Genomic DNA, 13,677 nt, shown 5'->3' with positions numbered 1-13,677 from the left:
TTCGGATATGTAGGTCGGCAATCCCTTGCCGACGTATCGGCTCGGCGAAGGGCTTTGTCGGCAAGGGATTGCCGACCTACGTTCTCCCCTCCTGGAACGAATCCGTACACCGGGATGGAAAACGCTCTATGCTCATTGGGCTTTCAGCGCATCAGGCTCCCTTTGAGCAGGGCGGGCAGAACAGGTGTCAGGCGTATGCGTTCAGCCATACCGCAAGGAACCCGTCGATGTGCAGGATAACCTGGGGCTGCCGGGATCCACAGGAACCGGCTGGGGCCTCCTGCTGCCGCCGGACGGCCATTGACCTCCCGGTCCCACAATACCCTTGATATTATCTACTCGATCAGCGAAGCATGAGCCTCCCGGTCAACTTTTATCCCGAACTCCCCGCGTTCGATATTCACCGGGCACTCGCCTGGGTCCAGGCCGAGGCTGATTGGATTGGCCTGCGTTTCGTCCAGGAGCAGACCTATCGGCGTACCGTCCGCAACCACCTCCCGGAAGACAACGCCATCACCCTGGAGCGGGGCGTCATGGCGGAAGCACGGGTGGACGGCCATATCGCCTATGCCGGCACCAGCGATCTCTCGCAACAGGGCTTGGTCCAGGCCGCCCGGCGGGCCGCGTATCTGGCCCGGATCTGCGCGCCCCATGCCTTGTTCCCATTCACCGAAGGGCACCGGCCTCCGGTTCACGGACGCTTTGTCAGCACCCGGCGATTGGGTTTCGACCGTCTGACGCTCGCCGAATTGACCGATCAACTGATCCGCGCCAGCCGGTCACTCAAAGTCTCCGACAAGATCGTCAGCACGTCCGCCGAAGCCACCTTGGTGGAAAGCACGGTGCACTACGTCTCATCCAGCGGCGCGGATATCGAACAGCAGTGGTGGCTGGTTTCCAGTCATTGCGCGGCCACCGCTCAGGACGGTACCGAGACCCAGCAGCGTTCATTGAACGGCCCGGCCGCCCGCTGCCGTCAGGCGGGGTTGGAATTCTTCGATTTTTCGGCCCTCCACGCCGAGTGCGAGCGGGTGGGCCGCGAGGCGCTCGAATTGCTGGACGCCGAAAATTGTCCCGATGAGACCCTGGACCTGATCCTGGCGCCGGACCAGATGCTGCTGCAGATCCACGAATCGATCGGCCATCCGCTGGAACTCGACCGCATCCTCGGCGACGAGCGCAACTATGCCGGCTGGAGCTTCGTGAAGCCGGACGATTTCGGCCGGCTGCGCTATGGCTCGCCCCTGCTGAACGTCACCTTCGACCCCACCGTCGCGGGTGAGTTTGCCTCTTACGCCTTCGATGACTGCGGCAACCCCGCGACACGGGAATATCTGATCCGGGACGGCGTGTTGCTGCGGGGGCTCGGCAGTTTGGAAAGTCAGTCTCGACTCGGCATTCCCGGCGTCGCCAATTTCCGTTCGGCCGGCTGGAATCGGGCGCCGATCGACCGCATGGCGAACATCAACCTGGAACCGGGCACCAGTTCCCTGGCCGAAATGATCGCTTCCGTGGAGCGAGGCGTTTACATGCAATCCAATCGATCCTGGTCCATCGACGACTACCGCAACAAATTCCAGTTTGGCTGCGAATATGCACGCAGGATCGAACAAGGCCGGTTGACCGACGTCCTCAAAAATCCCAATTACCGGGGGGTGACGGTGCCTTTTTGGAATGCACTGAAGCAGGTCGGTTGCCGCGACGAGCGGGAGCTCTTCGGAACGCCGTATTGCGGGAAAGGCGAACCCAATCAGCTCATCCGCGTCGGCCATGCCGCCCCGCCCTGTCTGTTTGCGGGCATCGACGTGTTCGGAGGTGGCGCGTGAGCTTTGTTCCGGAAACCCGGCGGCTGTTCGACGATCTCGCGGATACGGCCTTCGCCGACTTGAAGGCCGGAGAAGCGCTCAGCCTCCAACTCAGCGCCGAAGATCAAACCTATGTGCGGTTCAACGATTCCAACGTGCGGCAAGCCACGGCCGTCTTGCAGAGAAACCTGGCACTCACTTTTCAGTGGGCTGGCCGTCAGGTGACTTTCACGTTTGACCTCAGCGGCCACCTCGATCACGATCGGGCACTCCTGCGTTCCTGGTTGGAGCGGGCACGGCGGGAAGCTCGAACACTCCCGGAAGACCCTTTCGCGGTGCCCCTGCAAGACCATGGAACCAGCGAACACGAACATTCCGGGACAGAGCCGGACGCCGCCGCTGCGGTCAAGGCCATCGCCCGCGTCACCCAAGGGACGGACTTTACCGGACTCTTGGCCGCGGGCCCGCAGGTCCGCGCGGTCCGCAATTCGGCGGGGTTGAACCACTGGTTTTCGACCGCATCCCTATGGGTGGATTATTCCCTGTTCACGACCAACGCGTCCGGAGATAACAAGGCCGTCAAAGGTCGGTTCTGGGGGCCGGCATGGGATGAGGACCGGTTCCAGGCCGTCCTGGCTGCCGACAAGGCCCGGCTTGCCTTCTTGAAACGCCCTGCCCGCCCGATTGCGCCTGGCGAGTATCGGGTGTACTTCGCGCCGGCCGCCGTCGCCGAACTGATCGCCATGTTCTCATGGGGCGCGCTCAGTTACCGGGCGTACCGGGATGGTAACTGTCCTCTCAAGCGACTGATCCAGGGTGAGGTCGGTCTGTCCGAACAGTTCACCTTGAAAGAAAACTTCTGCTTGGCGCTCACGCCGCGCTTCAACAGCCTGGGCGAGCTTCCGCCGGTGGAGTTGATGCTCATCGAGAAGGGGCAGTTGAAAAACCTGCTGGTGAGTTCCCGTTCCGCAAAACAATATGGCGTGCCGTCCAATGCGGCCGATCCGAGCGGCTGGTTCGGAGAGCATTTGCGCGCGCCGGAACTGATGGCCGGCAACCTGCCTGAGACCGAGGTCCTGAACTGCCTGGGTACCGGTCTTTACGTGGGCAATCTGCATTACCTCAACTGGAGCGATGTCCAGGCCGCCCGGGTGACCGGCATGACCCGCTACGCCTGTTTCTGGGTCGAGAACGGCGAAATCGCGGCACCCATCAATGATCTGCGGTTTGACGACAGTTTGTATCGATTGTTTGGCTCGGCGCTCGAGGCGCTGACCCGGGAAAGCCCGATCCATCCCGCCATCGATACCTATCACTGTCGTGCACTCGGCGGCAGCAAGATACCCGGCGCGCTCGTCGGCACCTTTCGCTTCACGCTTTAAATAATCGGCACAGGGCCCGTTCCAGGCATTCTCAGGGAGCCCCCGGCGATTGGTTTTCGGCTAAAGGGGACGGCCATGTACGGCTTATACTAACCGTAAAATAAAGAATGCCATATTCGTGTTAGGCTACGGCCATGAGATGCAAAAGAGACTCTGACGGGCGATCGATCGACAATCTCTCGCTCCAAGTCATGCGCCAGCAGGCGGTTAAAGCGGTCGGCAAAGGCGAGACCGTGGCCAGTGTTGCCGCCGCCTTTGGCGTCAATATCCGAACGGTATTTCGCTGGCTGTCGGACTTTGCCAGCGGTGGACAAAATGCCTTGCTGGCCAAATCGATTCCCGGTCGACCCCCGAAGGTGACCCCGGACGAAATGCGCTGGCTTGCCGAGACCGTGCGTGATCAGACGCCCCTGCAAATGAAGTTTGAATTTGGTCTGTGGACCTTGTCGCTGATCGGCGAAGTGATCTACCGGCAGTTCGGCAAGCGGCTGACCAAGCCCAGTGTGGGGCGGATCATGCGGATGCTGGGGTTTACCCCACAACGGCCATTGTATCGAGCCTGGCAACAAGACCCGGTGCTGGTCGAAAGGTGGCAGGCGGAAGCGTTTCCGCGCCTGCAAGCCGAGGCGAAACGGGCCGGTGCGGTGATCTATTTTGCCGATGAAGCGGGCCTTCGTTCCGATTACCATGCGGGCACGACGTGGGCGCCGTGCGGCCGAACCCCGGTGGTCAAGGCGACCGGCCGGCGCTTTGGCCTGAATGTCATTTCCGCGGTCAGCGCTCGTGGCGATTTCCGTTTCATGGTCCAGGAGGGAACGGTCACGACGGTGGTCTTTCGGGAGTTTCTCAAACGCCTGATGGTCGGGGCCAAGCAACCGATCTTTCTGGTGGTGGACGGGCACCCGATTCATAAGGCCAAGTTGGTCAAAGACTACGTGGAACAGCAACAGGGACGGCTGAAACTGGTGTACCTGCCCCCTTATTCCCCGCAACTGAACCCGGATGAGCAGGTCTCGGGGTCTGTGAATCCAGGGTGGCCAAACACTTACCCGAGAATAAAGCCGATTTGAAACGACGCCTGATCGGGGCCTCGCGGCGACTTCAGAAACTACCGCAGATAATGGTCGCATTCTTCCGGCACCCTGAATGCCGATACGCCATAACATGACAATACTTTCTTTACGCTTAGTAACTGCCGGAACAATATACTATAAAACTTATTATGTTAGCGAACCCAGGTGAAAGAAATGAGTATGAAATCCAGCTTAATAAAAATGGCAATAAAATTGACACCCAATAGATTGATTATTTGGGTGGCGAATATAATCCTTAAGGGTATTGCAGAATTAAAGAAATTTCGTTTTGACCTCGACGCGCGAACAATCTACGTTCAAACAAGGCTCTACGGTGAACAGGAAGCAATTGAAGTTTATCTGGAAGATTTTGCTGTTTTTAAGGACGGTGATTCCTACAGATTCATTATCCACCAGGCAAAATCGGACCGCCTTTGGCTGAATAACTTATTGTCCCGTATCGCAGGAAAAGCCTGGGAAATTCCTGCTATACCGCCATTGACGGCTCAACTCGAGCTTGCAGCCGAGTTGTTCAAAGCCAAATCTCCGGCACTGGGAAAAATCGATTGAGATTACACCCTTCCGCACGGCCTATACCTGCGCCGTCGGTGCGGATCGCTTCCACGATAAGATCATTCCGCCGGGTTGGATTGCCGATCTGAACGCGGCGTTCTAAGTACATTCAGGGAAGTCTTGCGGCATAGGCAACCTGCAGGACAACCCCGCCAATCAAGCCAATCTGTCGAGATTCGGCAAATATTTGCGGAATGTACTTAGAGCATTTTCATACCGACTGTACGGGTACTTGCGAGTAGGTCGGAAATCCTTTTCCGACGGTGCAGTTGGGCCAACGGGTTCGTCGGCAAGGGATTGCCGACCTACGAATGCTTGAGTCGATCTACCCTGGCCGAAGGCGCCAACGACTCCGGCCAAGCCTGTTTTGCCGTACGAGCGAGATCAAAACGCTCTAACGCCGTTATTCGACGCCGTAATACGTCGTCAGATAATCCAGAATCACCGAAATGTCGTCCTGGCTGATCGGCGCTCCCATGACATTCACCATTTTGTCGACGGTCGCTTGCCAGTCGGTTCTTTTCATGAAAAGGGAGTTCATCTGGATATAGTCGATACTGTGGCACATGACGCAATTGGCCATCACGGTATCGCGTCCCGCCCCTTCCTTGAGCTCTATCTGCGCCTCTCCCGCAAAGGCGCTAGTGGAAAAAACCGCGACTAGCGCCGGCAGCAGCGTGTTGAGCATCTTCATGACATGGGCACTCATGCGACCACCACATTGATCCGTTGCACCACGTTGTTGTGGTAACCCGCTGGATTGAAGATGAGTTCGTAAACCTGGGTGCTTCCCTGCCGGCTCGTCGCCCTCGCCATGAGCACATGTTTGCCGCCCCGGCGTGGCGTGAAGGTGTGGTGCCAGGCGCGGAACGAGAAACGACCGTAGTCCTGTTCGAGCTGCGCGTCCCGCCACGTCCTGCCGCCGTTCACCGAAACTTCGACCGTTCGGATTCCATGCCCCCCGTCCCACGCAAGCCCTTTGACCGTCACCGGTTTGCCCGCATGCAAGCGCTGCCCTTCCTCGATGTTGGTCATGAGAGAATTGACCACCATATCGGTAATCGGCGTATTGTCCTCCCCTTCTTGCGAAAGAAATCGCTCGATGTGCGGGAATTTGTCTTTCGGTATCCGGTAAGCCCTGCTCATCCAGAATCCCGTTTCCGGTTTCGGCATCGCGCTGATGGACGTCAGCTGTTTCACCCAGTAGGTCCCCGACCAACCGGGCACCACCAGTCGTACCGGAAAGCCGTTCCAATGAGGCAGTGCCTCGCCGTTCATCTCATAGGCGACCAGGGTGTTCTCGTCGAGGGCTTTCCATAGCGGAAGACTCTTGATGAAATCGGGGGTCTCGTCGATAGCTCCGTAATCGGCGCCGTCGAAAACAATTTCCAGCGCATCCGACTTGAGTCCTGCTCTCGCCAGCACGTCCTTGAGGCGAGCGCCCTTCCATCGCGCATTGCCCATGGCGCCCGCCCCCCATTGGACGCCGGGCACATGCGGCTCGGAAAAGCCGCGGCGATTCCCGGCACATTGGCACACGGCAAACAGTTCGACGGGCTCGAAATCCCGCTTGAGCTGGTCCAGCGTCAACTCGAAGGGATGCTCCACCGAATCGCCCCCTACCTCGAGCCGCCAGGTTTCGGCGGCCACTTGCGGAATATGGGCAAGGTGCCAGCGCACGAAGAACTGGTCGTTCGGCGTGATGACGCCGCTGAAAGCCCTGACCGGCGTCTCGAAGTTCGGTGGCCGGTAGGTGCGCTTGATGAGGGGCTTCTTGCCGGACAATGCCGCCCGCACGGCGCTTTCCACCGCACCGATCGGCAGCTCGCCGGCCCGCAATGATCGCGGCACCAACAAGCCCGGCCAGGTCACAACGACCCCGCCAACCAAACCCTTGAGAAAAGTCCGCCTATCCAAGGTCTCGTTCTCCAATTCTTAGGGCATACTTTATTTCCCGGTTTCAACTAAGACCTCCCTGACCGATCGAACGTTGCAGCTTCGGACGAGTCGATCAGATCATGAGCCGAGATGACTTAACCGAAACGCTGATACGGGTCCAGCCAAAGCTGTTAAGGAAGCTTTGAATAAGTCCTTCGACAAGCTCAGGACGAACGGTAACGTATGGATTCCGTTCGTGGTTCGACAAGCTCACCACGAACGGAATCCACTTGTTCAGAGCTTCCTTAAGGACCGAGTGACGGAAGCCCAAAGCTTTCAAGGTATGCCCTCGGTCCGGAGCAGCAGGAACGAAATCACCCGGAAACGTATACCGTCCCGATTTGCTTCCCGGCATAGCTATCCTTCGCAAGACTCGGGAAGGTTTCGGAGAAGGGGCCGATGTTTTAATAGGAACTCCATCAGTACCTGATTGAACGCGTCCGGACGCTCCAGAGGCAGCATGTGCCGTGCGTCGCGGATGATCGAAAGTTCCGCCTGCGGCATTCTGGCCACATAGGTTTCCTTGACTGCTATCGGCGTGTAATCCCGATCCGAAGTGATCACGAGGGTCGGGCAGTGAATGGCGTCGAGATGATCCGCCACGGTCCATCCGATCAAAGCCCGCAATGCGTCAAGGTAAGCCCGCGGATCATTCTCGGCCCACCGATCGATGAATAGCTGTCGGAGTTCTGCCTGTTCCGGCTTGGGAAAGAGACGCTTGCCCAGAACCCTTCCCATTTGGCGCATCCCCAGCAACCGGACGATGAGTTTCCGTTGGACGATCTGCAGTCGTGCTCTGAGCGTACGGAGGATGAATTCCGGGCCGCTGTTGACAATCACCAGGCTCTGCACGAGTTCCGGGGCGCTGATGGCGAGCTGAAAAGCGATCATGCCTCCCATCGAGAGGCCGACAACGTGAGTCGGACCCAGGGAGAGCAAGCGGATCAGTTCCGCCGTGTCCGCCGCAAACCCAAGAATACTGTAGGGGCCGGGCGGCTTGTCCGATCGGCCATGGCCGCGGAGGTCGAACGTGACCACGTGAAAACGTGGAGAAAAGTAAGCGAGCTGAGCTTCCCAATCCCGTGTGCTGGAGCCTAGGCCGTGGATGAAAAGCAAGGGCGGGCCGTGCCCCAGGCTTTCATAATGGAGTTCTGCACCTCGTATTTGAAGTCTAGGCATGCTCATTCCTTAAGCGGCAGGTTTCCGTTGCCGAGCTTGGCCTTGAGCGGCTCCGTCCTGAGCCGGTCAGCGGGCGATCCAGCCCCCATCGACCGGAAAGGCCGCCCCCGTGGTCGTCTTGGCCGCCTCGCTGCACAGGACAGCGGTCCAGGCGCCAATGTCCTCCGGGGTCGAAAATTGGAGCATAGGCTGTTTTTCGCGCAGGAGCGCCAGTTTGGCCTCTTCCGGCGAAATCCCCTGCTGTCGGGCCAAGTCCTCAATCTGTTTTTCGACCAGCGGGGTCAGCACCCAACCTGGGCAAATCGCGTTGCAGGTGATGCCGGCGTTAGCCGTCTCCAGAGCCACGACCTTGGTCAGACCCAGGAGGCCATGCTTCGCCGCCACATAAGCGGCCTTGCCCTCGCTGCCTACCAGGCCGTGGGTTGAGGCAATGTTGATGATCCGTCCCCAACCGCGCCGCTTCATGCCCGGCAGCGCGGCTTTGATGGTATGGAAAGCGGCTGAAAGATTGACGGCGAGCACGGCCTCCCACTGCGCATCCGGAAATTCCTCCAGCGGCGCCACATACTGAATACCGGCGTTGTTGACCAAAATGTCAATGGCACCGAAATCCGCCTTCATCGATTGGATCATGCCGCGGATGGCAGCCGGTTGTGAGAGGTCTGCGGGATAATAAGCGGTTTTCACACCCTGAGCGCGGCTCAAGTCCTGCGCCAATCTCTCGATCTCCGCGATCTCCCCGAAGCCATTCAAACCGATATGGCAGCCCTGCCGGGCGAGTTCGGTGGCGATGCCGAGACCGATGCCGCGGGTGGAACCGGTGACCAGGGCTATCTTCCCATGGAGCATGATTTATTCTCCGCCGTTCCTTGTGGACGCCTCATCCATGGACCTCATGGTCTTCGTTTAGGTTCCGGGAGGCCTTCCGCTTACTGGACGATCTCCTGATAGTGATGCGCTCGCAACCCAAAAACTTCCCGGTTAGACAGGAACGCAAGAGACTTCTCACCGGCTCGCCGAGTTCTTACGGTTTGCCCTGCGAGTGCTTCCGGAAAAACCGGACCATCTCCTCCGAGGCGCTGGGTCCCTTGGGGTCGGTATACGAGACATCAGGACTTCCGCCCGACCAGCCGTGGCCCGCCCCATGAACTAGCCACTGCTCCATGACGACCTGGCCGCGCGCGTCGTGATAGATGGAGTGGGTATAGGAATGCCCGTGAGGCACTTGACCCCGGTTCGCCGTGACCCGCAATTTTCTTCCCGCGCCTGAGTGTACGGTCGCCCACTGCGCCAACACCCGATCGCCATTGCCGGGGTGAACCGTGGTGTCCCGGTCTCCATGAAAGACGATGGTGGGGACGATCCGGAGTGCTTTCAGCGCTGCCGGGAAACTGCTTTCCCGCTGCAGCAGCGCAGCTGTTTCCCCTTGCTGCATGGCCGCGAAGGCGGAGGGGATGTCATGAGCGACACCGTAAGGGAGTCCGGAATGGACGCCGATGGCGGCGTAGAGCTCAGGATAGTTCACTCCCATGACCATGGCCATCGCCCCGCCTGCCGAGTGTCCCGCCACGTAGACCCGTCCGGCGTCAAGGCCATGGGTGCTCACGATGTGCCGGGTCATGTCGGCAAGGATGGACGGTTCGCCATGATCCCGGTGCTGGTCGCTCGCCTTGAACCAGTTCCAGCATCGGGACGGATTGGCTTGGGGCGCTTGCTCGGGGTACAGCACGAAAAATCCCTCCCGTTCCGCCAGGATATTCATGCGGGTGCCCGCGGCGAAGTCGTCCGGGTCCTGGGCGCAGCCATGGAGCATGACGATCAGCGGCAGAGCTTGTCCGTGGTAGCCGCTGGGAATATAGAGCTTATAGGCGCGGGTTCCGGCCGGGTTGGTGAAGGAACCTGTCATGAACTGCCCTCCTGCCTGAATGTCCGGGTTTGCCTTGCTCGGTTTGGTTATTATGGATTCGAGTCCGGTTCGAAGCGAACGAAACGTAGCCTCGAAGGCGGACGACGGCGCGGATGGGCCCGCGTCGTGCGGGCTCCCATGCGCCGATGCCCCGCTGTCCGGTGGCGGCGTGAGTTGGGGAATGTCGTCGATGACGCGGCACGTGCTGTCAATAGGTTCGTGACCGGAAAAGTCGGAGGTCTTCGAGGACGTGTCAGGTGCGAAACCGCCCCGGAGCGTGCGCCGGATGAGGGCGGCGGCTTCATCGAGCCGGCCAGAGCGGGTGAGCCGGGTGGCTTCCGCCATTACGGCGTGCAGTGCGTCGGTCATAATCCAGGTCTCCTTTGGCGATTGTAACAGCGGCCATGGTTCGGTGGGTGGTGACATGTGAGCTGTAAGTGAATCTCCACCGGCGAGGCGGAAAAACAAGGTCTAGCGGATGCGGCCGGCCAAGGCCGATTTGACGTCCGCACTGGCCCGCAAGGCGCCTAGTACCGTGATGGACTCGATGGTGTCCCGCGCCAGTTCGGGCGAGACATCATCGCCGATGATGACCAGGCCCAACACGTGAATTTGCAGCCTCTGTCCGGCCGTCCGTACCGCTTCCAGATCGCGGCGGGTGTACTCCTGCAGGCCGAGCACCAGGGTCTTGCGGGCCACGGTTTGTTTCACCACCTCCGCGTGGGCGGCAAGTTGGTTGCGTATCGCGGTACGAATGAAGTCGGTGCGGTTGGAATAGAAGCCTTCCTGCACCAGCAAATCGATCTGCCCGAGGTCCACGAACCCCAAGTTGATCGTAATTTTCTCGGTTTCCCCTGCCATACCTTCTGCTTACCATCTAATAACCATCTAAGGGGATGGTAGACTACTCCGAAACGGGGGACTGTCAAGTGGTGCCCGCGGCCGAACGGTTTCATGGCTGACAGTCCCCTACGAACATCACTCAGCGTGGCGGATTCGGATCTACCCAATCGCTTTAGAATACCGTTTACCAGAATGGGGCCATTGATGTCTGCCTATTGCACATATCGCTTTTTATATTGGGAGCCCGGAAGTACTAATGGTCAAGAAAGTAAAGCCACAAAAGCCCCCTCTCCCTCTGGGAGAGGGTTGGGGTGAGGGCGATTCGAATAGGGCTTTACTTTCTTTACCCACAGTAAATCGAACAAACCGTCCGAAACACGGTCCGTTTAAGAAACGGAATAAGGAGCTCTCCATGATCAAAACCATCGGATATGCTGCCCACAGCATGAGTGCGCCGCTGGGTCCGTTCCGCTTCGAGCGGCGCGAACCGGGTCCACAGGACGTGCAGATTGAAATCCTCTACTGCGGGGTCTGCCATTCGGATCTCCATACGGTCCGCAGCGAATGGCAGAACACCGTCTACCCGGTAGTGCCCGGGCACGAGATTGTCGGGCGGGTGACGGCGGTCGGCGACGAGGTGCAAACCTTCAAGGCCGGCGACTTGGCCGCCGTGGGGTGCATGGTCGATTCCTGCCGCACCTGTCCAGATTGTCGCGAGAATCTGGAGCAGTATTGTCAGAACGAACTCACGTTGACTTATAACAGTCCCGACAAGCACACGGGAAAGATGACTTACGGCGGGTACTCCAATGTGATCGTGGTCGATGAGCATTTCGTACTGCGCCTGCCCCAAAAGCTCGATCTCGCCGCCGCGGCGCCGCTCTTGTGCGCGGGCATCACCACCTATTCGCCGCTGCGTCATTGGCAGGTGGGCCAAGGCCAGAAGGTCGGAATCGTCGGACTCGGCGGCTTGGGCCACATGGGGGTGAAGTTCGCCCATGCTTTTGGATCGCATGTGGTGCTGTTCACGACTTCTCCGGACAAGACCGAGGACGCCAAGCGGCTGGGCGCCGACGAAGTGGTGATTTCAAAGAATCCCGATGAGATGAAGAAGCACGTCAACAGCTTCGACTTCATCCTCAATACCGTGGCCGCATCGCATAACCTGGACGCCTATATCGAGCTGCTCAAACGTGACGGCACGCTGTGCTTGATCGGGGTTCCGGATACGCCGCATCCGTCACCCGGCGTCGCCAACCTGATCTTCAGACGCCGGAAGATGGCCGGTTCGCTCATCGGTGGAATCAAGGAGACGCAGGAAATGCTCGACTTCTGTGCCGATCACGGCATCGTCTCGGACATCGAACTCATTTCCATCCAAAAGATCAATGACGCATACGACCGCATGCTCAAGAGCGACGTGAAGTACCGCTTCGTTATCGATCTGGCGTCGTTGACGCAGGAAACCGCCACGGCTTGATCAGGAAAATGATCATGCCGGCAAAACAGAAGCGTGGACGATCAGGAAGAGTTCATCTGTTCATCCGATTGGCTTATTCAATAAGCTTCTTCGAGCGGTCAAAACAGACCGTGTGAGGGCTGCAAACCGCGATCTGCAAGGGATGTTACGGGTTACCGTTTCACCCGAAACCGAGCCCAACCGGGTTCGCCGCCACGGACGTGATGATGGGCTGCACTGAGTCTTGGGCAGGCCGATATAGCGTGAATGCCGTAACCCACCACGGTAGATGGCTTGTGCATGGATACTCTCGATGCTGGCACGCGCTCTATGCTGCTCACGCGTTCGCAGTCCGATGCGTCGCGGTTCGACTTTGGCATGGGCCATTGCGCACAAATGGACAGGGGGCGTACTCCTGACGTGTAAAGCGGGTCTTCCACACGATGCCAGTTCTAAGTACATTCAGGGAAGTCTTGCGGCATAGGCAACCTGCAGGACAACCCCGCCAATCACGCCAATCAGTCGAGATTCCGCAAGTATTTGCGGAATGTACTTAGAGCGTTTTCCATCCCGGTGTACGGATTCGTTCCAGGAGGGGAGAACGTAGGTCGGCAATCCCTTCCCAATCGCAAACGGTCGCTTTAGTCGCGACCCTTCCGACAAAGCCCTTCGCCGAGCCGATACGTCGGCAAGGGATTGCCGACCTACATATCCGAATCCCTTACACCGATTCGGAAAACGCTCTAAAGCTGGCTTTCGATCTCATTCCTACATTCTAGCGGCGAAAGCATCCTCGCTAACGCGGTCGACTTCCGACATTCCGTGCGGTTGCCTCCTATAAGTGGTTCGTGCCCGCAGCGGTCATTCGATTCAATAACCACAGCGGACCGGGGCCAGCCACGACGCGGCGCTGGAACTACAACGTGCGGGCTGTGCACTTCCAACGTTGGCTCGAGCGCCGAATATGTGGCCAGATCATCGTCAACCGCGTTGCGCCTGGAGTCGCGCAAGGCCAGCGCCCGTCAAGCCTGCCCTTCGCTCAGGGGCAGCCGCACGATGAATTCACCCCCTGATCGGGGCCTGCGCTCTTGGCCTCCACCGGGCCTCCGTGCAGCGCCACAGCGCTGGACGATAGTCAGGCCGAGCCCCAACCTGCCTTGGAACCGGTCCAGGGTGCGCTCGGCTTGGGTGAAGACATCAAACAGGTAGGGCAGCAACGCCTTCGCCGGTATCCCGGATCCAAATGACGGCGTCATCCTGCTCACACGCCGCCTCCAGCCAAATTGTGCCGCCTTCGGGCGTATATTTGGCGGCATTGTTGAGCAGATCGACACCACTTGGGCCAAGCGCAGGCTATCCCCGTCCGGCCCGAGCGGCTGATCGGGCAGCGAGGCGATAAGCTTGTGACGGCGGGCTTGAATGAGCGTAAGCGTCCGCCGAGGACCGTCTCGACGGATTGAAAGGCTCAGGCGACACTGGTGCGAGCGGATGCACGGGGTGTCCGCACACTCTTGAGGTG

Annotated in this window: 11 protein-coding genes and 1 pseudogene; 5 read left to right on the top strand and 7 right to left on the bottom strand. The window is 59.1% G+C overall.

The annotated features are described in order from the left end of the window. The first annotated feature begins 353 nt into the window (after positions 1-353). The 4 genes and pseudogenes from JOD69_RS23865 to JOD69_RS23850 all read left to right on the top strand — a co-directional run bounded on the left by JOD69_RS23865 (position 354) and on the right by JOD69_RS23850 (position 4,830). On the top strand, positions 354-1,826 hold the full coding sequence (locus JOD69_RS23865) for a TldD/PmbA family protein (RefSeq protein WP_210024349.1): 1,473 nt from the start codon (positions 354-356) through the stop codon (positions 1,824-1,826). After that, the gene (locus JOD69_RS23860; protein ID WP_210024348.1) at positions 1,823-3,187 is read left to right on the top strand and encodes a metallopeptidase TldD-related protein; all 1,365 of its coding nucleotides are present in this window, start codon (positions 1,823-1,825) and stop codon (positions 3,185-3,187) included. Before JOD69_RS23865 ends, JOD69_RS23860 begins: the two co-directional genes overlap by 4 nt. Before the next feature lie 134 nt (positions 3,188-3,321). Further along, positions 3,322-4,355, top strand: a pseudogene (locus JOD69_RS23855) (IS630 family transposase). Positions 4,356-4,434: 79 nt separating this feature from the next. Continuing rightward, complete coding sequence (locus JOD69_RS23850; protein ID WP_077732187.1) at positions 4,435-4,830, top strand: hypothetical protein; 396 nt, start codon at positions 4,435-4,437, stop codon at positions 4,828-4,830. A gap of 406 nt (positions 4,831-5,236) precedes the next feature. Here the strand turns inward: JOD69_RS23850 and JOD69_RS23845 are convergent, their stop codons facing one another. The 6 genes from JOD69_RS23845 to JOD69_RS23820 form a co-directional block, all read right to left on the bottom strand. Beyond that, a complete protein-coding gene (locus JOD69_RS23845) occupies positions 5,237-5,542 on the bottom strand; it encodes a cytochrome c (protein WP_245245751.1) in 306 nt (101 codons plus the stop codon). Continuing rightward, a complete protein-coding gene (locus JOD69_RS23840; RefSeq protein WP_245245750.1) occupies positions 5,539-6,750 on the bottom strand; it encodes a molybdopterin-dependent oxidoreductase in 1,212 nt (403 codons plus the stop codon). Before JOD69_RS23840 ends, JOD69_RS23845 begins: the two co-directional genes overlap by 4 nt. Positions 6,751-7,128: 378 nt before the next feature. Then, on the bottom strand, positions 7,129-7,950 hold the full coding sequence (locus JOD69_RS23835) for an alpha/beta hydrolase (protein WP_210024346.1): 822 nt from the start codon (positions 7,948-7,950) through the stop codon (positions 7,129-7,131). A 66-nt stretch (positions 7,951-8,016) separates the two neighbouring features. Beyond that, the gene (locus tag JOD69_RS23830; protein ID WP_245245749.1) at positions 8,017-8,799 is read right to left on the bottom strand and encodes a 3-hydroxybutyrate dehydrogenase; all 783 of its coding nucleotides are present in this window, start codon (positions 8,797-8,799) and stop codon (positions 8,017-8,019) included. Between the two features lie 175 nt (positions 8,800-8,974). After that, positions 8,975-10,225 (bottom strand): PHB depolymerase family esterase, encoded by a 1,251-nt coding sequence (locus JOD69_RS23825; RefSeq protein ID WP_086133193.1) that lies wholly within the window; start codon positions 10,223-10,225, stop codon positions 8,975-8,977. Positions 10,226-10,327: 102 nt separating this feature from the next. Continuing rightward, complete coding sequence (locus JOD69_RS23820) at positions 10,328-10,717, bottom strand: CopG family transcriptional regulator (protein ID WP_086133192.1); 390 nt, start codon at positions 10,715-10,717, stop codon at positions 10,328-10,330. 394 nt (positions 10,718-11,111) lie between these two features. Between JOD69_RS23820 and JOD69_RS23815 the strand changes: the two genes are divergently transcribed. Next, positions 11,112-12,179 carry an NAD(P)-dependent alcohol dehydrogenase gene (locus JOD69_RS23815; protein ID WP_086133191.1) on the top strand — a complete coding sequence of 356 codons (1,068 nt, stop codon included), beginning with the start codon at positions 11,112-11,114 and terminating at the stop codon, positions 12,177-12,179. Between the two features lie 152 nt (positions 12,180-12,331). Here JOD69_RS23815 and JOD69_RS25175 read toward each other — a convergent pair whose 3' ends face one another. Next, entirely contained in the window at positions 12,332-12,460 is a 129-nt protein-coding gene (locus JOD69_RS25175) for a hypothetical protein (protein WP_280860303.1), read from the bottom strand. Positions 12,461-13,677: the final 1,217 nt, after the last annotated feature.

This window comes from Methylocaldum sp. RMAD-M (assembly GCF_017832375.1).
GTDB lineage: Bacteria > Pseudomonadota > Gammaproteobacteria > Methylococcales > Methylococcaceae > Methylocaldum.
Note: the sequence above shows the minus strand (reverse complement) of the source record. Positions and strands in the feature narration are given on the sequence as shown.

Excerpts from the sequence above, each read along its gene's own strand:
- JOD69_RS23865 (WP_210024349.1), top strand. The coding sequence starts at position 354 with ATGAGCCTCCCGGTCAACTTTTATCCCGAACTCCCCGCGTTCGATATT.
- JOD69_RS23850 (WP_077732187.1), top strand. The coding sequence starts at position 4,435 with ATGAGTATGAAATCCAGCTTAATAAAAATGGCAATAAAATTGACACCC.
- JOD69_RS23845 (WP_245245751.1), bottom strand. The coding sequence starts at position 5,542 with ATGAGTGCCCATGTCATGAAGATGCTCAACACGCTGCTGCCGGCGCTA.
- JOD69_RS23835 (WP_210024346.1), bottom strand. The coding sequence starts at position 7,950 with ATGCCTAGACTTCAAATACGAGGTGCAGAACTCCATTATGAAAGCCTG.
- JOD69_RS23830 (WP_245245749.1), bottom strand. The coding sequence starts at position 8,799 with ATGCTCCATGGGAAGATAGCCCTGGTCACCGGTTCCACCCGCGGCATC.
- JOD69_RS23825 (WP_086133193.1), bottom strand. The coding sequence starts at position 10,225 with ATGACCGACGCACTGCACGCCGTAATGGCGGAAGCCACCCGGCTCACC.
- JOD69_RS23820 (WP_086133192.1), bottom strand. The coding sequence starts at position 10,717 with ATGGCAGGGGAAACCGAGAAAATTACGATCAACTTGGGGTTCGTGGAC.
- JOD69_RS23815 (WP_086133191.1), top strand. The coding sequence starts at position 11,112 with ATGATCAAAACCATCGGATATGCTGCCCACAGCATGAGTGCGCCGCTG.
- JOD69_RS25175 (WP_280860303.1), bottom strand. The coding sequence starts at position 12,460 with ATGCACAAGCCATCTACCGTGGTGGGTTACGGCATTCACGCTATATCG.